Annotated in this window: 18 protein-coding genes; 5 read left to right on the forward strand and 13 right to left on the reverse strand. The window is 70.0% G+C overall.

The annotated features are described in order from the left end of the window. Positions 1-100 precede the first annotated feature (100 nt). Positions 101-3,646, forward strand: coding sequence for an FG-GAP repeat domain-containing protein (locus tag ACIQBL_RS46510; RefSeq protein ID WP_401954728.1), 3,546 nt, complete (start codon positions 101-103; stop codon positions 3,644-3,646). Between the two features lie 44 nt (positions 3,647-3,690). Here the strand turns inward: ACIQBL_RS46510 and ACIQBL_RS46515 are convergent, their stop codons facing one another. From ACIQBL_RS46515 to ACIQBL_RS46525, 3 genes are read right to left on the reverse strand one after another with little or no spacing between them, the layout of a single operon-like run. Further along, positions 3,691-4,365 (reverse strand): Type 1 glutamine amidotransferase-like domain-containing protein, encoded by a 675-nt coding sequence (locus tag ACIQBL_RS46515; RefSeq protein ID WP_401954821.1) that lies wholly within the window; start codon positions 4,363-4,365, stop codon positions 3,691-3,693. A 17-nt stretch (positions 4,366-4,382) separates the two neighbouring features. Continuing rightward, a complete protein-coding gene (locus ACIQBL_RS46520) occupies positions 4,383-4,775 on the reverse strand; it encodes a hypothetical protein (RefSeq protein WP_401954730.1) in 393 nt (130 codons plus the stop codon). A 34-nt stretch (positions 4,776-4,809) separates the two neighbouring features. After that, on the reverse strand, positions 4,810-5,244 hold the full coding sequence (locus tag ACIQBL_RS46525; RefSeq protein ID WP_401954733.1) for an ATP-binding protein: 435 nt from the start codon (positions 5,242-5,244) through the stop codon (positions 4,810-4,812). A 122-nt stretch (positions 5,245-5,366) separates the two neighbouring features. Here ACIQBL_RS46525 and ACIQBL_RS46530 point away from each other — a divergent pair, with 122 nt between their 5' ends. The 3 genes from ACIQBL_RS46530 to ACIQBL_RS46540 are packed head-to-tail and all read left to right on the forward strand — an operon-like array spanning position 5,367 to position 7,216. Then, entirely contained in the window at positions 5,367-6,179 is an 813-nt protein-coding gene (locus tag ACIQBL_RS46530; protein WP_401954736.1) for a Scr1 family TA system antitoxin-like transcriptional regulator, read from the forward strand. Further along, the gene (locus ACIQBL_RS46535) at positions 6,176-6,415 is read left to right on the forward strand and encodes a DUF397 domain-containing protein (RefSeq protein WP_401954739.1); all 240 of its coding nucleotides are present in this window, start codon (positions 6,176-6,178) and stop codon (positions 6,413-6,415) included. The genes ACIQBL_RS46530 and ACIQBL_RS46535 overlap by 4 nt, the downstream gene beginning before the upstream one ends. Before the next feature lie 30 nt (positions 6,416-6,445). Continuing rightward, positions 6,446-7,216: a DUF4253 domain-containing protein gene (locus tag ACIQBL_RS46540; protein WP_401954742.1), complete on the forward strand. Its 771-nt coding sequence runs from the start codon at positions 6,446-6,448 to the stop codon at positions 7,214-7,216. Between the two features lie 24 nt (positions 7,217-7,240). Here the strand turns inward: ACIQBL_RS46540 and ACIQBL_RS46545 are convergent, their stop codons facing one another. The 4 genes from ACIQBL_RS46545 to ACIQBL_RS46560 all read right to left on the reverse strand — a co-directional run bounded on the left by ACIQBL_RS46545 (position 7,241) and on the right by ACIQBL_RS46560 (position 12,368). Then, positions 7,241-8,083: an arylamine N-acetyltransferase gene (locus ACIQBL_RS46545; RefSeq protein WP_401954745.1), complete on the reverse strand. Its 843-nt coding sequence runs from the start codon at positions 8,081-8,083 to the stop codon at positions 7,241-7,243. Positions 8,084-8,121: 38 nt separating this feature from the next. Continuing rightward, complete coding sequence (locus tag ACIQBL_RS46550) at positions 8,122-10,026, reverse strand: FHA domain-containing protein (protein ID WP_401954747.1); 1,905 nt, start codon at positions 10,024-10,026, stop codon at positions 8,122-8,124. Between the two features lie 81 nt (positions 10,027-10,107). Continuing rightward, positions 10,108-11,364: a PLP-dependent aminotransferase family protein gene (locus ACIQBL_RS46555; protein WP_401954750.1), complete on the reverse strand. Its 1,257-nt coding sequence runs from the start codon at positions 11,362-11,364 to the stop codon at positions 10,108-10,110. 101 nt (positions 11,365-11,465) lie between these two features. Next, positions 11,466-12,368 (reverse strand): SAM-dependent methyltransferase, encoded by a 903-nt coding sequence (locus ACIQBL_RS46560; RefSeq protein ID WP_401954753.1) that lies wholly within the window; start codon positions 12,366-12,368, stop codon positions 11,466-11,468. 291 nt (positions 12,369-12,659) lie between these two features. Here ACIQBL_RS46560 and ACIQBL_RS46565 point away from each other — a divergent pair, with 291 nt between their 5' ends. Further along, on the forward strand, positions 12,660-12,830 hold the full coding sequence (locus tag ACIQBL_RS46565; RefSeq protein ID WP_401954755.1) for a hypothetical protein: 171 nt from the start codon (positions 12,660-12,662) through the stop codon (positions 12,828-12,830). A gap of 22 nt (positions 12,831-12,852) precedes the next feature. On the opposite strand, the gene ACIQBL_RS46570 is transcribed toward ACIQBL_RS46565, so the two are convergent. The 6 genes from ACIQBL_RS46570 to ACIQBL_RS46595 all read right to left on the reverse strand — a co-directional run bounded on the left by ACIQBL_RS46570 (position 12,853) and on the right by ACIQBL_RS46595 (position 19,823). Continuing rightward, the gene (locus ACIQBL_RS46570) at positions 12,853-13,218 is read right to left on the reverse strand and encodes a DUF805 domain-containing protein (RefSeq protein ID WP_401954758.1); all 366 of its coding nucleotides are present in this window, start codon (positions 13,216-13,218) and stop codon (positions 12,853-12,855) included. 254 nt (positions 13,219-13,472) lie between these two features. After that, positions 13,473-14,468, reverse strand: a complete 996-nt coding sequence (gene hemB / locus ACIQBL_RS46575; RefSeq protein WP_401954761.1) for a porphobilinogen synthase — start codon at positions 14,466-14,468, stop codon at positions 13,473-13,475. A gap of 228 nt (positions 14,469-14,696) precedes the next feature. Then, positions 14,697-16,403, reverse strand: a complete 1,707-nt coding sequence (locus ACIQBL_RS46580; RefSeq protein ID WP_401954763.1) for a uroporphyrinogen-III synthase — start codon at positions 16,401-16,403, stop codon at positions 14,697-14,699. Beyond that, a complete protein-coding gene (hemC, locus tag ACIQBL_RS46585) occupies positions 16,400-17,359 on the reverse strand; it encodes a hydroxymethylbilane synthase (protein ID WP_401954766.1) in 960 nt (319 codons plus the stop codon). Before hemC ends, ACIQBL_RS46580 begins: the two co-directional genes overlap by 4 nt. Beyond that, positions 17,356-19,062 (reverse strand): glutamyl-tRNA reductase, encoded by a 1,707-nt coding sequence (locus ACIQBL_RS46590; protein WP_401954769.1) that lies wholly within the window; start codon positions 19,060-19,062, stop codon positions 17,356-17,358. The genes hemC and ACIQBL_RS46590 overlap by 4 nt, the downstream gene beginning before the upstream one ends. Next, positions 19,059-19,823: a redox-sensing transcriptional repressor Rex gene (locus ACIQBL_RS46595; RefSeq protein WP_401954772.1), complete on the reverse strand. Its 765-nt coding sequence runs from the start codon at positions 19,821-19,823 to the stop codon at positions 19,059-19,061. Before ACIQBL_RS46595 ends, ACIQBL_RS46590 begins: the two co-directional genes overlap by 4 nt. Between the last annotated feature and the right edge of the window lie 75 nt (positions 19,824-19,898).

The raw sequence follows: 19,898 nt of genomic DNA on the forward strand, positions 1-19,898 counted from the left end.
GTCCTCCCCACACCCCTGGCACCGATCACCGGGTGAGCGGGCGGAGGGTCGTCCGCATGCGGCCACGTCATGTCGCCACCGTCAGAGGGGAAACGGTTCGGTGTCCTCCGCTTCTTGGCCGAACAGGCTGAGCCCGCGTCAAACCAGCCTGCTCGCCGGGCTGTTGGCGCTGATCCTGGCCGCCGGAACCGCCTGGGTGCTGCTCCCGGACCACGACACCGGCGGCTCCACGGCGAAGAAGAGCGACGCGAAACCCCACCCCCGCACGGAGACCGAGGCACGCGCCCTGGCCAGGAGCTCCGGCAAGCGCGTCGAGATCGTCACGGCCCGCACCGCGACGACCACCACCTGGGCCAACCCCGACCACACGCTGACCACCCGCATCCATGTCTCACCGGTGCGCGCCAAGGTCGGCGGCACCTGGCGGGCCGTCGACCCGACGCTGCGCCGCACGGCCGACGGGAACTGGACCACGAAGGCGACGACGACGCCGGTGGTGTTCTCCGGGGGCAGCAAGCACAACGGGACCACGCACAAGTCGACGGCGAACAAGGCGAGTTACGTGCGTCCGGCGGCGTACCGCGCGAACGCGACCACGGACACCGCGGCCGACACCACCACCCTCGTCACCCTCACCACCGCCGGCCACACGATCGACCTCACCTGGCCCGGCACCCTCCCCGCCCCCGAGGTCGAGAGCAACGAGGCCCTGTACCGCGAGGTGCTGCCCGGCGTCGACCTCGTCGTCGCGGCGAACGACGGCGGCTTCTCCGAGGTCCTGGTCGTCAAGTCGGCCCAGGCGGCGGCGAATCCGGCGCTGAAGACCATCTCGTACGGCCTGTCCTCACCGGACCTGACGATGAAGCTGGACTCGCGCAGCGGCTCCATCCACGCCTACGACGCCGACGGCAACGACGTGGCGGCCACGCCGACCCTGCTGATGTGGGACTCGGCCGGCAAGGAGGCCGTCACCGACAACCTCGCCCACGGGGACGGCGGCTCGGACGACCCCGACCCGACGCCGACCGCCACCGTCACGGACACCGCGAGCGACGCACCGCAGCCCGCGGACTCCGACGACGCCGCCCGCGACCGCGGCACCGACGACCAGAACGCCGACACCGACTTCGGTACGGCGTCGGCCGCGCCCACCGCCACCACCGAGACCGACGGCGACGCGACCGCGAGCCCGGGCACGGCTTCCGCGGCGGCCTCGGCCGACCCCGTGGCGACCCAGCCCGCGGGCGACGAGGACGCCGTCGTCACCCCCGGAACCACCGCCATCGACGGCGAGTTCCCGGGCCTGAGCGGCCCCCAGCCCGGCACCCACTCCGCCCGCACGGACCCGAAGCTGGCCGACGACGGCACGATCACGATCACCCCGGACCAGGACCTGCTGACCGGGTCGGGCACCACGTACCCGGTCTTCATCGACCCCAGCACCAACACCGACGCGGGCAACTGGACCACCGCCTACAAGCGCGGTGACTGGGCCACCGCCACGTTCTTCAACGGGCGCGGCTTCAACAAAGGCACCAACGAGGCCCGCGCCGGCTACGAGTCGGACACCTTCGGCAGCAGCCGTTCCTTCTTCACGATGGCGTGGCCGAACGCGGTGCGCACGACCTCCATCAAGGAGGCCACGCTCAACATGAAGGAGACGTACTCCTGGTCGTGTTCCAAGCGCGACGTCGAGGTCTGGCGCACGGGTGACATCGACAAGAAGACCAGCTGGAAGACGCAGCCCGGCTGGAACGCCCGCCAGGAGACCAAGTCGTACGCCAAGGGCTACAAGAAGAGCTGCGCCGCCGGGAACACGACCTTCAACGTGAAGGAGGCCGCCCAGTACGCGGCCGACAACAGCCTGAACCACTGGACGCTGGGCATCCAGGCGAGCAACGAGGACGACCAGTACGCCTGGAAGAAGTTCCAGGCGACGAACGACAACGCGGGCCCGAACGTCGACGTCACCTTCAACACCAAGCCGAACAAGCCCACCAAGCTCAAGATGAGCCCGGGCAAGTGCACCACAGCCGCGCCCTACGTCACCATCGGCGCCAACGACCAGATCACCTTCTCCGCGTCCGTCTCGGACCCGGACGGCAAGGACGACCTGGACGTCGTGCACCTGTACCTGAAGAACGACACGACGGGCACGTACTACAACCGGGAGGAAACGGCCTCCGGCAAGACCACGGCCAGCGTCAAGTTCGACAGCAGCGGCCTCAAGGACGGCACGTACCACTGGAACATGTACGTCAAGGACGACTACCCGGCGCAGTCCGCGACGAGCTACACCTGCTACTTCAAACTCGACACGGTCGCCCCGAAGACCCCGACGGTGGGTTCCGCCGACTTCGACGAGGCGGACGACGACAACGACAGCGGCGAGGACCAGTGGTCCAAGGCCACCTTCGGCCAGTCCGGCTGCATGACGTTCTTCAACTGGCCCGGGGAGAAGGTCACTTCGTACGCCTACAGCTGGAACTCCACGGCGTACGACAGGTCGACCAAGCTCACCGACCTGAACAGCTGCACCACCAAGGCGGGCACCGTGATCACCGGTACCTCCACCACGTCGGTCGTCTCTGTCACCCCGCCGCTCGCCGGACCGGCGGTCCTCTACGTCAAGGCCGTCGACGCGGCCGGCAACGAGTCGGTGACACCGAACGCGTACAAGATCTTCGTCAGCCCCAGGGACCGCGACGAGGCGACGGCCGACCTCACCGGTGACGACAAGCCGGACCTCCTCACCGTCATCACGTCCACGGACGACGACGGCGTCACCCACTACGACCTGCGGAACTACCCCTCAGGCACCAAGGGCGATCTCTTCGTCGGCATGAACCCGTCCTATGGCGAGACCACCAAGAACACCGCGTACGCCGACGGCTGCACGACCTCCTCCGTGGATTGGAAGGACGCGCTCATCACACACGGGGGCGACTACTACCCCGGTGACGGCCTCCAGGACCTCGTGGCCCGCATGAACGACGGCACGCTCTACGTCTACCCCGGCGACGGCTTCGGCGGCTTCAACACCTGCGCCCGGATGCCGATCCTGCTGCCCACCACGGGCACGGACGCCGGCGGCGCGAACGTCACCGTCCCGGCCGCGTCCGCGTTCGACCAGATCCTGGCCGTCGGGGACGTCACGGGAGACGGGAAGCCAGACCTGTTCATGACCTCCGGCACCCAGTACTGGGCGTTCACCGGTTACACCGGCGGCTCGTTCTCCGACGCGACGCTGCTGAACACCGGCAGTGCCTGGCTTGACCGTGACCTCGTCACCGTCGCGGACATCAGCGGCGACGACATCCCGGACATGGTCTACCGCTCGGAGTCCGGCCGGATGCTGCTGCGCAAGGGCAAGCCGAACGCGGCGGGCACCGGGGTCGACCTCCTCTCCCTCGCGACCGCGGCGGCGAGCGCGGACGGCGGCGACGGCGAGTACGCGGCCAGCGGCTGGAGTTCCACGAGCGTGCCCCGCTTCTTCGCCATCCCGGACGTCACCGGCGACGCGATCCCCGACCTGTGGGCCCACATGAGCGACGGAAGCGTCCGCCTCTACGCCGGTGGCAAGGCGACGATCGGCGCCTATGCGACGGTGATCGGCAGCTGGACGGGGAAGCTGGCGTTCGGCTGACCGAGGCGGATCGACGGCGCGGTGACGCGGTGACGCGGTGACGTTCAGGATGCCGGGTTGAACAGCCTCCAGTGCCCCTCGGAGACGACCTCGACGCCACCGCCGGTCACCTTGATCGCGGTCTGGGCGTCGATGGCGTACGCGGGACCCTCCATCCCGGCGGCCCACAGTTCCGCCTCGGCCATGGTGTGCTCCGGACGACCCGGGCTGTCGAGGTGCGGGAAGAGTGAGAAGTCGACGACTCCCAGCGCGCGATCGTCACCGGCGGTCGGCGTCCAGTCGACGAAGGCCTCGCCGATGCGCGGGGTCAGCACCATGCTCCCGGCGCTGATCCCCACGTAGACCGTGTCGCGCAGCGAGGGGAAGAGGTCGGCCAGGCCGGACTCCCGCATCCAGTGGCCCAGGTACAGCGCGTCGCCGCCGTTCACCAGCAGGGCGTCCGCCTCTCTGACCCAGGAGACCCAGCGTTCCCTGTCGATGCCGGGCAGTGCGGTGAGCTCCAGGACACCCATCGACTTCCACCCCAGCCCGGTCATGGGGCCGGGCGCCTGTCCACTGATGAAACGCCATGGGCCGCCCGGATCGCCGTACGGGCCCCCGTACCCCGCCGTGGGAATGCAGAGGGCACTGGCCTCGGCGACCGGTTTGCCCAGGAGGTCGACCAGCGCCGCCAGGATGCTCGCGTTCCTGACGCCGGAGTCGGTGAGGAGAAGCTTCATCACGTCCGTTCGACTCGTCAGGGAACGAGCGTGAAACTCGCCCGGTAGACATAGCCCGGCATCGCGGGGGTCCACGCGAAGCCGTGCCCCATGGTGAGGGTGTCGGTGTATCCGTCGGGATGGTCCACGTCGTTCATGACGTAGCTGATCGTGTACGAGACCGTGGCCGGAGTCGAACCCGACCACTCGTAGCAGGTGAGGTACACCGGGTTCTCGTCGAAGTCCCTGACCGCCGTGGGGTTGTCCGTGCTGAGGTAGATGTGGCGGATGTACTGCGGGAACACGGACATGTCCTGGCAGACGACCTCCGTTGTCGGAGTAACGGCCGAGGCGGTGGCGGCCGGTAACGTCAACGGGACGCTCAGGGCAGCGGCGGCGGCAACAGCCAGCAGGACAGCGGGTCTACGCATGGTCGGCTCCCCGTGGATACGTCGAGTGGGCCACTCATTCTGACAACGACCGCTGCCCTCCACAGGCTGAAAACGCGCCGCCCTCGCACCCGAAATCGGCCCACACCACCTTGCCCAACTCCCGTTCCCCCACACCCCACTTGTCGGCCAGCGCCGATACGAGCAGCAGCCCGCGCCCGCCCTCGTCGGTGTCCTCGGGATGGGCGTCGACGCGCGGCACACCCCCACCGCTGTCGTGCACCTCGACCCGCAGCACCTGCCCGTCGTAGCGCAGGAACACCCTGAACTGCCGCCCCGCCGGCACCCCGTGCACCAACGCGTTGGTCGCCAACTCGCTGACACACAGCAGGACATCACCGCTGCGCTCGGCCCCGGCGAGTCCCCACTCCGCGAGGAACGCGTGCGCGAAGCGCCTGGCGGCGGGAACGGACCGGCGTTCACGCCGGAAGAACTTCTCACTCGGGTTCACGGGACAAGAGTTGCGCAGCGTCACTACTGTTGACAGGGCGTGAGCCCTGCTCCCGATTTTGTACGGGCGGAGTACGGGTGCGTGCGGGATCCGGAACGGGTGGATGTGGGGAGCACCACAGCATGAACTCCAAGAAGAACCGCTCGACGATGCGGATGCTGGGCTCGCAGTTGAAGGCGGCCCGCATGAGGGCCGGTTTCACCCAACGCGTCCTCGCGGAAACAGCGTTGGTCGACGAGGAGACCATCGCGTCGATCGAACAGGGCAGGCGGCGACTGATGCTGCCCCTGTCCAGGTCGCTGGACGTCATCCTGGACACGAAGGGGACGCTGGAGGCGGGCGTCGACAACCTGCCCGAGATCGACCAATTCCCGCTGTTCGCCGAGGAGTACATGCTCCACGAGCGGGAGGCAATCGCCCTGTCCTGGTACGACAACGCGGTGATCCCTGGTCTTCTCCAGACCACTGAGTACGCCCGCGCGGTCCTGGCGGAACGAATTCCTGCATACGACGAGGACGAGATCGCGGCCAAGTTGGCGGGGCGTGTCGAGCGGCAGGAGATCCTTCAGCGCAAGGTTCCCCCGACGATGAGCTTCGTCGTGTGGGAGCCGGTGTTGCACATCGGCATCGGGACACCGGAAGTGCGCCGGGACCAGCTCCGCTTCCTGCGCGAGTGCGCTGAACTCCCAGGCCTCTCACTCCAGTTCCTGCCGATGAACGCCTCCTCGCATGCCGGGTTGAACGGCCCCTTCACACTCCTGGAAACACCGGACCACCAGCACCTGGCGTACACCGAAGGCCAGCGCGGCAGCCAGTGGGTTTCTGACCCAGATGAGGTGTCCATCCTGGCGCGCAAATATGCGATGCTGCGGTCACAGGCCCTGCGGCCTCAGGAGTCCAGGGTCCTGCTCGACCGTCTGCTAGGAGATCAATGAGCACCGCACTTGAGTGGTTCAAGTCGAGCTACAGCGGCGACGAGGGCGGCCAGTGCCTCGAAGTCGCCTACACCTGGCGGAAGTCGACTTACAGCGGCAGCGAAGGCGGGCAGTGCCTCGAAGTCGCCACCTGCCCCCACACCATCCACATCCGCGACTCCAAGAACCCGGAAGCCACCGGCCCCACCCTCCAACTCACCCCCACCGCCTGGGCCGCGTTCACCGCCAGCCGGTGAGTGTCAGTGGTCGCCTCTAGAGTTTCTGGCATGGCGACCCTTCCCAACCCGCTGCCGAAACTGGCGGCCGACCCGAGCGGCAGTTCGTTCGGGCTTGAACTCCCTCCCGGGAGACTGATCGACGTGACCGCCGAAGGCCCGTCGGACGAACCGCTGTTGTGGTGCGCGGACGCGCCCGCGAGGCCCGGTGACTACGACGCGCTGCGGCCCGCCCGCCGGGCCGCGGGACTGCTCCCGCTGCTCGTGGACATGGACGGCGGCCAAGGCGGGCCGGAGACCTGGGAGTTGAGCCCCGACGAGATGTCGTATCCCGGGGATCACGACGCCGACGAGGTGCTGGAGGAGTTCTGGGAGGAGTACACCGAGGAGGGCGACGAGTGGCCCGGTCTCGCCGAGCCGCTCACCCTGGCCGCCGATCCCGATGAGCGGGCCGCGGAGGTCGCCGACTCCCTGGCCGACGGCAGGCCGGGGTTCAAGGCACCGCACCTCGCCCTGGTACCGGCCCGCCGCAGCGCGGACATCCCGGCGGCCATCGGCTGGATGGGCCCGGCCAACCAGGAGGACGACACGGCCCGGCTCTGCGCGGTGCTCCGTTCCTGGGAGGACCGCTTCGGCGTACGGCTCGTGGCCCTCGGCCACGACTGGCTGACCGTGTCCGTGGCGGCCCCGCCCGCCGACCTCGACGAGGCCGGGGAAGTGGCCGCCGAGCACTTCGCGTTCTGCCCGGACGACATAGGTGACCTGGAGACCTACGCCCAGAAGCTGATCGGCCAACCCACCTGGCACTTCTGGTGGGACTGACCTGACCCCGGCCGACCGGTCGGCTCAGCTCAGCAGTGTCATCCCCTCCGGCGCCTCGACCCCGAACTCCACCTCCAGCACCAGCCGCGCCTCCTCCTCGTCCGCCAACTCCCGCTCGTGCACCTCGCCGTCGGCCCGTGTCTCGGTCAACCGGCGTCCGTGGAGCAGGAGATGGCGTTCGGGGGTGACGCGCTGGACGAAGAGGCGCTGGGTGAAGGGGGAGCGCGGGTTCGTGGCGATGTGCCAGTTGATCACCTCGAAGTCGACGTGCTCGTAGGGCTCCAGGGTGAAGGCGTACTGCGCTTTCCAGGAGCCCCCGTCCTTGTCCCCGGCGTACGCCTCCAGCACCCACAGCTCCAACGGCCCGCGATACGGCGCCCGGACGAGCCGGTGCCGGCGCCCCGCGTCCTCGAACTCCGTGCCGGTCTTCAGCGGCACCGGCTCCAGCAGCGCCCCGATCGCCCCGAAACCGACGTCGGCCAGATACGGCTGCGGGTCACCCGGCACCTCGACGAGGAGCGCCATGTGGGTGCGGGGGCGGGTCTCGACGCGGTCCGCGCCCACGACGACCCGTGCCGCCAGCAGCGTCACCCCGAAGCCCAGTGTCCGCAGCGCGGTCGCGAGCAGCGTGTTCTGCTCGTAGCAGTAGCCGCCGCGCCGGCTGTGCACCAACTTGGCCATCAGGTCCGGGAGTTCGAGGGAGGGGGCCGTGCGGCGCAGGGCGTCCAGGTTCTCGAAGGGGATGCCCCGCATGTGCGCGAGGTGCACGCCCCGCAGCGTCGCCAGGCCGGGCCGCCGCTCCCCCTCCCAGCCGATGTGCGCGAGGTAGTCGTCGAGGTCGAGGGCGAAGTCGTCGCTGTCGGGCATGCTCCCAGCCTACGGACCGCGCCCCGGGGTTTCCGGGATCACTGCTGCGTCGCCGGTTCCAGCGCCTCCACCGCCGCTGCCGCCGCCGTGGAGTCGGGGCCGTAGAAGATGTCGATGTCGACCTCCTCGCCGCCCATGGTCAGGGTGTCCCACGCGCCGCTGAGGACGAGCATGCGGAGGGTTCGGGACTCCAGGGTGTGGAGGCGTTCCAGGATCGCCTCGTCGTCCGGCATTCCGGGGAGGCGGGGGGCGAGCCGGTCGCGGATGGCGCCCATGCGGGCCAGCAGGGTCGCGGTGTCCGCCTCGCGGTCGGGCTCCTCCGTGATGCCGTCGATGCCGTGGTCGATGATGTCCTTGATCGCCCAGGTGACGCCCTGGTCGTCGGTGGTGACCATGGCCTTCCAGGCGCGGCTCTTGTGCCGGTACTGGAGCATCGACATGGCGGCCTCGTGCCGTAGGAAGTCGGCGTCCCGGAAGGGGCGGCCGTTCCAGGCGCTGTTGAGGGAGCGGGCCAGTGAGATCGCCGATGCCAGGCCGCTGTTGAGGCCCCGGCCCGGCCAGAAGTGGATGGCGTTGGCCGCGTCGCCCAGGAGGAAGCCGTAGGTGCCGGGGGTGTTGACGGTCGGGGGCAGCAACTCGGCGGAGAAGCGCGGGCGTTGCACCATGTCCAGCCGGAAACTGGTCACCGCCGACAGGTCCTGGGCCTGCACGTCGAACAGCCGCAGTCCCTCGTGCACGCGCTTCCAGAGCGGGGAGCCCTTGATGAGCGCGGGCAGGAACAGCGTGCCGTGGGTGGCGCACTGGAAGTCGCCGTGCTCGTCGCGGTTCATCAGACAGGGCCGGGAGGCGATGCACTCCTCGAAGACGCGGCGGACCGGGTCGATGCCGATGACCTCCGTCAACTCGGCGTCGGTCAGCCGCATGTTGAGGAAGCCCTCGCCGCGCAACGAGTTGAGCAGGAACCGGTTCTGAGCGACCGTCAGCAGGATCGCCATGGGGTCGGGCAGTTCCGACTTGACGCGCAGGCCGAGGACGACGTCCCGCAGATGGACGCCGTCGAGGGAGTAGATCGACTCGTCGGCCTTGCCGAAGCGGGCGGCGAAGTGCTCCCGGGTGCGCGAGCGTCCGCCGTCGCAGATGGCGAGGACGTGCTGCGAGGCGAGTTCGTCCCGCTGTTCCGCCGCGTCGAACCTGGCGGGGACGAGCCGGATCCGGTGCCGCTTCTCGTTGGCCAGCTCCAGCAGCTTGTCCTCGATGTAGGCGATCCGCATGTTGCGCGGATGGTGGTCGCCGATCGAGTCCGGGCCCGAGGGCCACATCTCGGTGTAGTGCTCGGGGTCGAAGAGCCGGTCCTGCACGTACTGCGGCCAGGCGAGGTACTGCCGGCTCTGCACGGTCACCACCTGCTGGCGCCGCACATTGCCCTCGTCCTGGGTCTTCCAGACGACGGTGCGGCCGGCCCTGCGCCACCGGCCCTCGTAGACGGTGACCCTCACCTGGGCGCCCAGGAAGTGCTCCAGCAGCAGAGCCGTGGTCAGCCCGACAGGACCCCCGCCCACGACGGTGACCCGCAGCACGGTCCCGTCCTCGCCCTCCTCCGGGTGGGTCACGGAGCGGGGCAGGTTGAGCGCCATCAGGGTCTGCATGGCGTCGGCGACCTCGAAGCGGAACTCCTGGTCCCCGATGGTGATTTCATCACCGGCCTGGAGCAGCCGGGACTCCACCTCCTCCCCGTTGACCTGGGTGCCGTTGCTGCTGCCGCAGTCGCTCAGGACGTATCCCCGGTCCTGGTCGAAGACGATCTCCGCGTGGAAGCGGGAGACGCTCGGGCTGGCGATGACGACCGTGTTCCCCGCGTTGCGTCCGAAGGTGACGCGGGTGTCGACGATCGGGACGCGCTCTCCCGCCAGCGGACCCGCACGTCCGACGAGCACCGGTGCCATGGCATTCCCTCCCGGGGATCAACTCCGCGCGCATCCAATGGCGTTCACCGGCTCAGGGAACTCCGGGCCGCCATAAGCGCACTACCCCGGGAACGAATCCCCCAGTCGGGCCACCCGCTCCCGCAGCCCCTCCCCCAGCCTCCTGAGCCCCTCCCGGATCTCCCCGGGCGTCTGCGTCACGAAGCACAGCCGCATCGTCGACCGGTCGGGCTCCCCCGCGTAGAAGGGCGCCCCCGGCACATAGGCCACGTCCTGCCGCACCACCCGCGGCAGCAGTTCCGTCGTGTCGTACGACTCCGGAAGCCGCGCCCACAGGAACATGCCGCCCTCGGGCCGTTCCCAACTGGACCCCTCCGGGAGCGCGTTGGCAAGCCCCCCGAGCATGGCGTCCCGCCGCTCCCGGTAGACGGCGGCCACCCGCGCCACATGCGCGTCCAGGTCGTTGTCCGCCAAGTACCGTGCCGCGGCGAGCTGGTTGACGGTCGGGGTGTGCAGGTCGGCGGCCTGTTTGGCGACGACACAGGCCCGCAGCAGCTCGGCGGGCGCGCGCAGCCACCCGAGCCGCAACCCGGGGGCCATCACCTTGGAGAACGAACCGAGCAGGACCGTACGGTCCGCCGCGCCCTCGTGGGCCGCGATCCACGGCAACCGCTCGCCCTCGAAGCGGAGTTCGCCGTACGGGTCGTCCTCCACGATCCACAGCCCGCGCCGCGCGGCGACGGCGGCGACCGCGGCCCTGCGGTCGGCGGGCAGGGTGCGGCCGGTGGGGTTCTGGAAGGTCGGCACGGTGTAGAACAGCTTGGGCCGCTCCCGGACGACCAGTTCGTCCAGCGCCTCGGGATCGACCCCGGCCGCGTCCTCCGGCACGGCGACGACCCGCGCGCCGGCGAAGGCGAAGACCTGAAGTGCCGCCAGATAACAGGGACTTTCGACGAGGACGACGTCCCCCGGCTCCAGCAGCGCGGTCGCGAGCAGCGAGAGCGCCTGCTGCGATCCGGTGGTGACGAGAAGGTCGTCGGCGCCGGTGGCCAGCCCGCGGTCGGAGATCCGCGCGGCGAGCGCGGTCCGGAGCACCGGCTCGCCCTCGGTCGTCGCGTACTGGAGCGCCCGCGCGGGCGTCTCGGTGAGGACCGCCTGGTACGCGGCGGCGATACCGGTCGCGTCGAAGAGTTCGGGTGCCGGGAGCCCGCCCGCGAAGTTGATCACCTCGGGGCGGGCGGTGACGGCGAGGATGTCCCGCACCGGCGAACCACCGATCGCACGGGCACGCGCGGCGAGCGGCGGCAGGACGGCCGGGGCGGGGACTGCGGGGGCTGGGGCGGGCTCGATGACGGTCATGACGCCACCCTAGGAAAGTAGGTGCCGCACACAAACACCTATCCGCGATCCGGACGAGCCCCCCTGCCCCCTCGCCCTCGCCCTCGCCCTCGCCCAGTGCCTCAGGCCTTCTTGCCCGTGGCCCCGTAGACGTTGATGTCGTCGTCCGTCACATCGTTGATGTCCCGGTAGGTGATCTTCTCGATGTCGTCGAGGCTCTCGAAGTACGCCTGGTCCACCACCGGCGGAGCGGGCGCCGGGCCCGGGTGCCACTGGTGGGCCGGGACCACACCGGGCTCGTCCAGGGTGAGGCCCGGGGTCCCGGTGAAGAACCGCTCGACCTCGTCCTTGCTGCGGAACACGAAGGTGAACCCGCGCTCCGTGTACGTCCGCTGCACGGCGCGGGTCGGGATCGGGTGCATCTCGTCGGTGAGGTGGCTGAGCACGACGTGACTGCCGGCGGGCAGGACGTCGACCAGCTCGCGCACCAGCGGGTACGCCTCGTCGTCCTCGACGAAGTGCAGGATCGCCACCAGCAGCAGGGCGATCGGCTCGTTGAAGTCGAGCGTCTTGGCGGCCTGTTCGAGGATGTCGGCCGGGCGGCGCAGGTCGGCGTCGATGTAGTCGGTACGGCCCTCGGGGCTGCTGGTGAGCAGGGCGCGGGCGTGCGCGAGGACCACCGGGTCGTTGTCGACGTAGACGATCCGCGACTCGGGGTCGATGCCCTGGGCGATCTGGTGCACGTTCTCCGCGGTGGGCAGCCCGGTGCCGATGTCGAGGAACTGGCGTACCCCGTGCTCCTGCGACAGCCGGGTGACCGCGCGGCGCATGAAGTCCCGGTTGTGCCGTACGTCGAGGTAGCCGCGCGGGTTGGCGGCGAGCGCGGCGGCGGCGGCCTCGCGGTCGACGGGGTAGTTGTCCTTGCCGCCGAGGAAGACGTCGTAGACGCGGGCCGGGTGCGCCTTGGTGGAGTCGATCCTCCTTCTCAGCTCGGCGGGGTCTTGGCTGAGGGCGTCACCGGACATGGGCGTCTCCCGGAAGAGTGGGTCGTACGAAGGACAACCGGAGCAGTGTGTATGAAGTGCAGTGGTCAACAACCTAACTCCCACCGGGACTTGATGGTGCCCAAGTCCGGGGGACGGGCGGCCGAGTGCTTCCCGGCGTCCCGCGACGTGCCCGGGAGGACCGGCATCCCCGCAGGTCAGCGCGGACGGGACGGCTCCGGCGTCCCGAATCCGGCGGCAGCCGTAGCGCCGGCCCCGCGTGACCGCCCAAACTGCACCCGATGACGCGTCGCTTCGCTTACGGAGGACCCCATGCCAGCCCGCGCCACCCCCGTCCGCACCCGTCTCCGCGTCCGAGTCCTGGCCACCGCGGCGGCCGTGCTCGCCGCGGCGCTGCTGCTCTCGGGATGCAAGGACGGCATGGGCGTACGCGACGAGGGCCCGTCGGGCGTGACCCCCACCTCGGCGGGGTCCACGCCCTGACGGGCCCTCGTGGAGCGGGTGATCAGGCCTGCGCCGGAACCGCGTCGGCTTCCTTCGGGTTCGGGCCGTACTGGTTGGCACCGGGCTGGCTGTCCGAGCAGGTGAAGACCAGCATGATGATGCCGCCGACGAGCGGGACGAACGAGATGAAGAACCAGCCGCCCGAGCGGCCCGTGTCGTGCAGCCGGCGGACGGTGACGCCCAGGCCGGGCAGCAGGATCCCGAGGTAGAAGATGACGGCGAGGAACGGGAACTTGATCGCCGCGCCGATGGCGAGCAGAACGACCGCGATGATCGCCGTGAACAGCGCGAACATCCAGTACTCCTTGCGACGGGCGCGCCCGCTGAATACCGCGTACTTCTTCAGTGCCTCGATGAAATAGCTCATGGTGTCCCCCAGGGATCGACGTCCAGACCATCCGGAACGGATCAGGCCAGGCGCAGAAGGTAAGGACGCTGATGCGGACGCGTCAAATCCACATAAGTGCCGGACACCAGGGGGTCTTTCAGGACAGATCAACCGATGACGACCGGCGAATTCGGGCCAGACCCCCGTCACACCCCGAACCGAGACCGCCCCGACGCCGGAACGATCTCGAAGCGTTGCCGACCGCCCTCAACCCACCGACGCGACCCGGCGTCTCAGTCGCGCAGCTTCTGCGCGGCCTCCACCGCCCAGTACGTGAGGATGTTCTGCGCCCCGGCCCGCTTGATCCCGGTGAGCGCCTCGAAGATCGCCTTGTCCCGGTCGATCCAGCCCTTCTCCGCGGCGGCCTCGATCATCGAGTACTCGCCGGAGATCTGATAGGCGGCGACGGGAACGTCCACGGCCTCGGCGACCTTGGCCAGGATGTCGAGGTAGGGTCCGGCCGGCTTGACCATCACCATGTCGGCGCCCTCCTCCAGGTCGAGCGCCAACTCCCGCATGGATTCCCGTGCGTTGGCGGGGTCCTGCTGATACGTCTTGCGGTCCCCCTTGAGCGAGGAACCGACGGCCTCACGGAAGGGCCCGAAGAACGCGGACGCGTATTTGACGGTGTACGCGAGGATCGCCACGTCCTCCCGCCCGATCTGGTCGAGCGCGTCCCGGACGACCCCGATCTGCCCGTCCATCATCCCGCTGGGCCCGACGACGTGGGCCCCCGCGTCGGCCTGCACCTGGGCCATCTCGGCGTACCGCTCCAGGGTGGCGTCGTTGTCGACACGCCCCTGATCGTCAAGCACACCGCAGTGCCCGTGATCGGTGGTCTCGTCGAGACACAGATCGGACATGACGAGCAGCTCGTCCCCGACCTCGGCCCGCACATCGCGCAACGCGACCTGCAGAATCCCGTCCGGGTCGGTCCCCGCCGTCCCGAGGGCGTCCTTCTTGCTCTCCTCCGGCACCCCGAACAGCATGATCCCGGAGATCCCCGCCGCCACCGCCTCGGCAGCCGCCTTCTTCAGGCTGTCCCGCGTGTGCTGCACGACCCCGGGCATCGCGGAGATCGGCACCGGCTCGGCGATCCCCTCCCGCACGAACGCCGGGAGGATGAAGTCGGCCGGGTGCAACCGGGTCTCGGCGACCATGCGCCGCATGACAGGAGTGGTCCGCAGCCGCCGGGGCCGCGAGCCGGGGAAGGATCCGTACGTCGTCATGACATCTACGCTACGCCCGGGGCGGGGGCCCATTTGCCGACGGTGAGTCGGTGCGCATTTGGGCGCACTTTCGCGCACTTTTCAGCCCAGGTCGGCACCATCCAGCCCGTTGGGGGTCCCCCCTCTGGGGGAGTTTGAGGACGAGGCCCCGTCAGGGCCGAAGCGGGGTGTGGGGGCGCAGCCCCCACGGACCCACGCCCCCACTCACCGCAACGTCACTCCACAACGTCAGGTGGTCCGCCGCCGCCGAGCCCCCGGCCGCCGCTCACTGGGCCGAGTAACCGGATCCCCGGCCTCCTGAGCCGCCGCGCGCCTACGCAACCCGAAGTTCGCCAACGCCTCGGCCAACTTGTGCACAGAAGGCTCCGGAGCCATCACATCCACCCGCAGCCCATGCTCCTCGGCCGTCTTCGCCGTGGCGGGACCAATACACGCGATGACCGTCACGTTGTGCGGCTTCCCTGCGATCCCCACCAGGTTCCGCACGGTGGACGACGACGTGAAGAGAACGGCGTCGAAGCCACCCCCCTTGATCGCCTCCCGCGTATCGGCAGGCGGCGGCGAGGCCCGCACGGTCCGGTAGGCGGTCACGTCGTCGACCTCCCACCCGAGCTCGATCAGCCCGGCGACAAGAGTCTCCGTGGCGATGTCGGCACGCGGCAGGAACACCCGGTCGATCGGGTCGAAAACGGGGTCGTAGGGCGGCCAGTCCTCCAGCAACCCGGCCGCGGACTGCTCCCCGCTGGGCACGAGGTCCGGCTTCACACCGAACGCGACCAACGCCTTGGCCGTCTGCTCACCCACCGCGGCGACCTTGATCCCCGCGAACGCCCGCGCGTCGAGCCCGTACTCCTCGAACTTCTCCCGCACGGCCTTGACCGCGTTCACCGAGGTGAAGGCGATCCACTCGTACCGGCCGGTCACCAGTCCCTTGACCGCCCGCTCCATCTGCTGGGGCGTCCGCGGCGGCTCGACGGCGATCGTCGGCACCTCGTGCGGCACGGCCCCGTACGACCGCAGCTGGTCGGAGAGCGACGCCGCCTGCTCCTTCGTGCGCGGGACGAGGACCTTCCAGCCGAACAGCGGCTTGGACTCGAACCACGACAACTGGTCGCGCTGGGCGGCGGCGGAACGCTCACCGACCACGGCTATCACCGGCCGGCCGCCCTCCGGGGAGGGCAGCACCTTCGCCTGCTTCAGCGTCTGCGCGATCGTCCCGAGCGTCGCGGACCAGGTCCGCTGACGAGTGGTCGTACCAGCCACTGTGACGGTCATGGGCGTATCGGGCTTACGACCCGCGGCCACCAGCTCACCGGCGGCCGACGCCACGGAGTCCAGCGACGTGGAGACCACGACCGTGCCGTCCGACGCGCCGACCTCCGTCCAGCAGCGGTCCGACGCGGTACGGGCGTCCACGAACCGGACGTCCGCGCCCTGCGCGTCCCGCAGCGGGACACCGGCGTACGCGGGCACGCCGACGGCCGCGGCGACACCGGGGACGACCTCGAAAGGCACACCCGCGGCGACGCAGGCGAGCATTTCCTCGGCGGCGTACGTATCAAGTCCGGGGTCCCCGGACACCGCACGTACGACCCGCCTGCCGCCCCGCGCGGCCTCCATGACAAGATGTGCCGCATCCCGCACAGCGGGTAGGCCAACGGTTGTTGACGCACCGTCAACAACCGTTAGTTGAGGCGTGCCTGTGCCCGGGAACGAGTCCGAAGAAGGACCCGGATCCGGATGCACGACGGCTACGCCGGGTCGGGCGTGCGGACGTACGACGTCGAGCACCTCGTGCTCGGCGACGAGGACGTCCGCGTTCGCCAGCGCCTCTACGGCGCGCAGTGTGAGCAGTCCCGGATCTCCGGGTCCGGCACCCAGGAAGGTGACGTGCCCGTGTTCCGGACCGGCGGCGGGAAGAGTGGTGGGGCTCACTTGGCTTGCTCCCCCATCAGACCGGCCGCGCCCTGGGCAAGCATCTCGGCGGCGAGTTCGCGACCGAGCGCCAGTGCTTGGTCATGCGTCTCGGGCACGGGACCGGTGGTGGACAGCTGCACCGTACGCGTGCCGTCGGTCGTGCCGACTATGCCGCGCAGGCGCATTTCCTTGACAATCTGCCCGTCGGCCAGAAGGTCGGCCAGCGCGCCCACAGGGGCGGAGCAGCCGGCCTCCAGGGCGGCGAGCAGGGACCTTTCGGCGGTCACGGCGATCCGTGTGAACGGGTCGTCGAGTTCACCGAGTGCCGCGATCAAGTCCGCGTTGTCCGCGGCACACTCGATCGCCAGGGCCCCCTGGCCGGGGGCGGGCAGAACCGTGTCGACCGACAGGAAGTCGGTCACTTCGTCGATCCGGCCGATCCGGCTCAGTCCGGCGGCGGCGAGGACTACGGCGTCCAGCTCACCGTCCCGCACGAAGCCGATCCGGGTGTCGATGTTCCCGCGGATCGGGACCGTCTCGATGTCGAGGCCGTGGCTGCGCGCGTACGCGTTCAGCTGGGCCGTGCGGCGCGGGGAGCCCGTACCGATGCGCGCCCCGCGGGGCAGGTCGGTGAACTTCAGGGCGTCCCGGGCGACGATCACGTCCCTGGGGTCCTCGCGCTCCGGAACGGCGGCGAGCGCCAGTTCCGGGTGGAGCGTCGTCGGCAGGTCCTTCAGCGAATGAACCGCGAAGTCGACCTCACCGCCGAGCAGCGCGTCGCGCAGCGCGGTCACGAAGACTCCCGTACCGCCGATCTGCGCGAGGTGTTCGCGGGAGGTGTCGCCGTAGGTGGTGATCTCGACGAGCTCGACGGGCCGTCCGGTCACCTGGCTCACGGCGTCCGCCACCAACCCGGACTGGGCCAGGGCGAGTCTGCTCCGCCTGGTCCCGAGCCTCAGTGCCTTCTTACTCATACTGGCCCTCGGTTCTTGCTGTTCTCAGAGTCTTCTTCAGCCCGCGAGACGGAGGCCACCGTCTCCTGGTCGAGGTCGAACAGGGTGCGCAGCGCGTCCGCGTACCCGGCGCCGCCGGGCTCGGCCGCGAGCTGCTTGACCCGTACGGTCGGCGCGTGCAGCAGCTTGTCGACGACCCGTCGTACGGTCTGCGTGATCTCGGCGCGATGCTTGTCGTCGAGGCCGGGCAGCCGTCCGTCGAGCCGGGCGATCTCGCCCGCGACGACCTCGGCGGCCATGGCGCGCAGGGCGACCACGGTCGGCGTGATGTGCGCGGCCCGCTGGGCTGCCCCGAAGGCCGCGACCTCGTCGGAGACGATACGCCGGACCGCGTCCACGTCCGCCGCCATCGGAGCGTCCGCCGAGGCGTCCGCGAGCCATTCGATGTCGACCAGCCGCACCCCGGCCAGCCGGTGCACGGCGGCGTCGATGTCGCGCGGCATCGCGAGGTCGAGGAGGGACAACGCGGGCGCGGGGCGCGGGATGTGGGCGACGGGCTCGGGCCTGCGGCGCTCGGGGATCCGTCCGACGGTCGCGGCCATGGTGGCGAGTGCGCCGATGAGTTCCGCCTCGGCCTCGGGCGTACGCCGGGCCGCCTCGCGCCGGTCGAGGGCGCTGCCGCCGGCCCAGGCCGCGTGCTGCTCCAGCGTCGCCGCGTCCATCCCGGCCACCGCGGCCTCCCCCATCACGGAGAAGCCGGTCGCCCCCTGCACCGCGGACAGGTCCAGCGGACAGCCGTCCTCGGCCCCGACGGAGGTCGGCGGAAGCGTTTCGCGTACGTCGTCCTGCACCGCCGTACGACCGGCCGTCGCGTCCTGGGACACCCGGCCCTCGACCGCTTCCGCGACCGTCTCGGCCGTCAGGACCAGCCCCGTCGCGCCCGTGCAGGACACGACGACATCGGCACGTGTCAGCTCGAACGGCACCGCATCCATCGGTACCGCGCGGGCCGACACGTCCGTTTCGGGGCTCTCGGTGATGATCTGGGCGAGGCGCTCGGCGCGGTCGGCGGTGCGGTTGGCGACGACGATCTCGGCGACCCCGGCGCGGGCGAGGGTCGCGGCGGCCAGCGACGACATGGAGCCGGCGCCGATGACCAGGGCGCGTTTCCCCTTCGCCCAGGCTTCAACTGCCGTGCCGGAAGAGAGCTGTTGAAGGCCGAAGGTGACCAGGGACTGCCCTGCGCGGTCGATGCCGGTCTCGGAGTGGGCGCGCTTGCCAACTCTGAGGGCCTGCTGGAACAGCTCGTTCAACAGCCGCCCGGCGGAGTGCAGTTCCTGCGCCCTGGCCAGCGAGTCCTTGATCTGGCCGAGGATCTGGCCCTCGCCGACCACCATCGAGTCGAGGCCGCAGGCCACCGAGAAGAGGTGGTGGACGGCCCGGTCCTCGTAGTGCACGTAGAGATAAGGAGTGAGTTCGTCCAGGCCGACGCCGCTGTGCTGGGCGAGCAGCGTGGACAACTCGGCGACACCCGCGTGGAACTTGTCCACGTCGGCGTAGAGCTCGATGCGGTTGCAGGTGGCCAACACCGCGGCCTCGGCGGCCGGTTCGGCGGCGACCGTGTCCTGGAGGAGCTTGATCCGGTCGTCCGCGTTCAGCGTGGCCCGCTCCAGGACACTGACCGGCGCGCTGCGGTGGCTCAGCCCGACGACGAGGAGACTCATGCCGGCATCACGGCGGGGACGTCCCCGTCAGGGCCCTGCTCGGCGGAGTCGCCCCGGTGCACGGCGGCGGGGTGCGCGCCGTCGGCTGCGGCGGCCTCCTCGCCGGCCTTGCGCTGCTCGTGGAAGGCGAGGATCTGCAGCTCGATGGAGAGGTCGACCTTGCGGACGTCGACGCCGTCCGGGACGGTCAGCACGGTCGGCGCGAAGTTCAGGATGGAGGTGACCCCGGCGGCCACGAGGCGGTCACAGACCGGCTGGGCGGCACCGGCGGGGGTGGCGATGACGCCGATGGAGACGCCGTTGTCGCTGATGATCTTTTCCAGCTCGTCCGAGTGCTGCACCGGGATGCCCGCGACGGGCTTTCCGGCCATCGCCGGATCGGCGTCGATGAGGGCGGCGACCCGGAAGCCGCGGGAGGCGAACCCGCCGTAGTTGGCGAGCGCGGCGCCGAGGTTGCCGATACCGACGATGACGACCGGCCAGTCCTGGGTCAGGCCCAGTTCGCGGGAGATCTGGTAGACGAGGTACTCGACGTCGTAGCCCACACCGCGGGTGCCGTAGGAGCCGAGGTAGGAGAAGTCCTTGCGCAGCTTCGCGGAGTTGACCCCCGCGGCGGCGGCCAGCTCCTCGGAGGAGACCGTGGGTACCGAGCGCTCCGAGAGTCCGGTCAGCGCGCGGAGGTACAGCGGGAGACGGGCGACGGTGGCCTCGGGAATCCCTCGGCTACGGCTCGCCGGTCGGTGAGTTCGGCCAGTTGCCACGGTGCTCCTGCGGGTAGAGCGGGGCTGTGGGCGGTCACACGTACCCAGACCGCCCCGTCGGAAGCAGGCTATGTC

Origin of the sequence: Streptomyces sp. NPDC088350, from assembly GCF_044753545.1 — a bacterium.
In the GTDB taxonomy this organism is placed as follows: domain Bacteria; phylum Actinomycetota; class Actinomycetes; order Streptomycetales; family Streptomycetaceae; genus Streptomyces.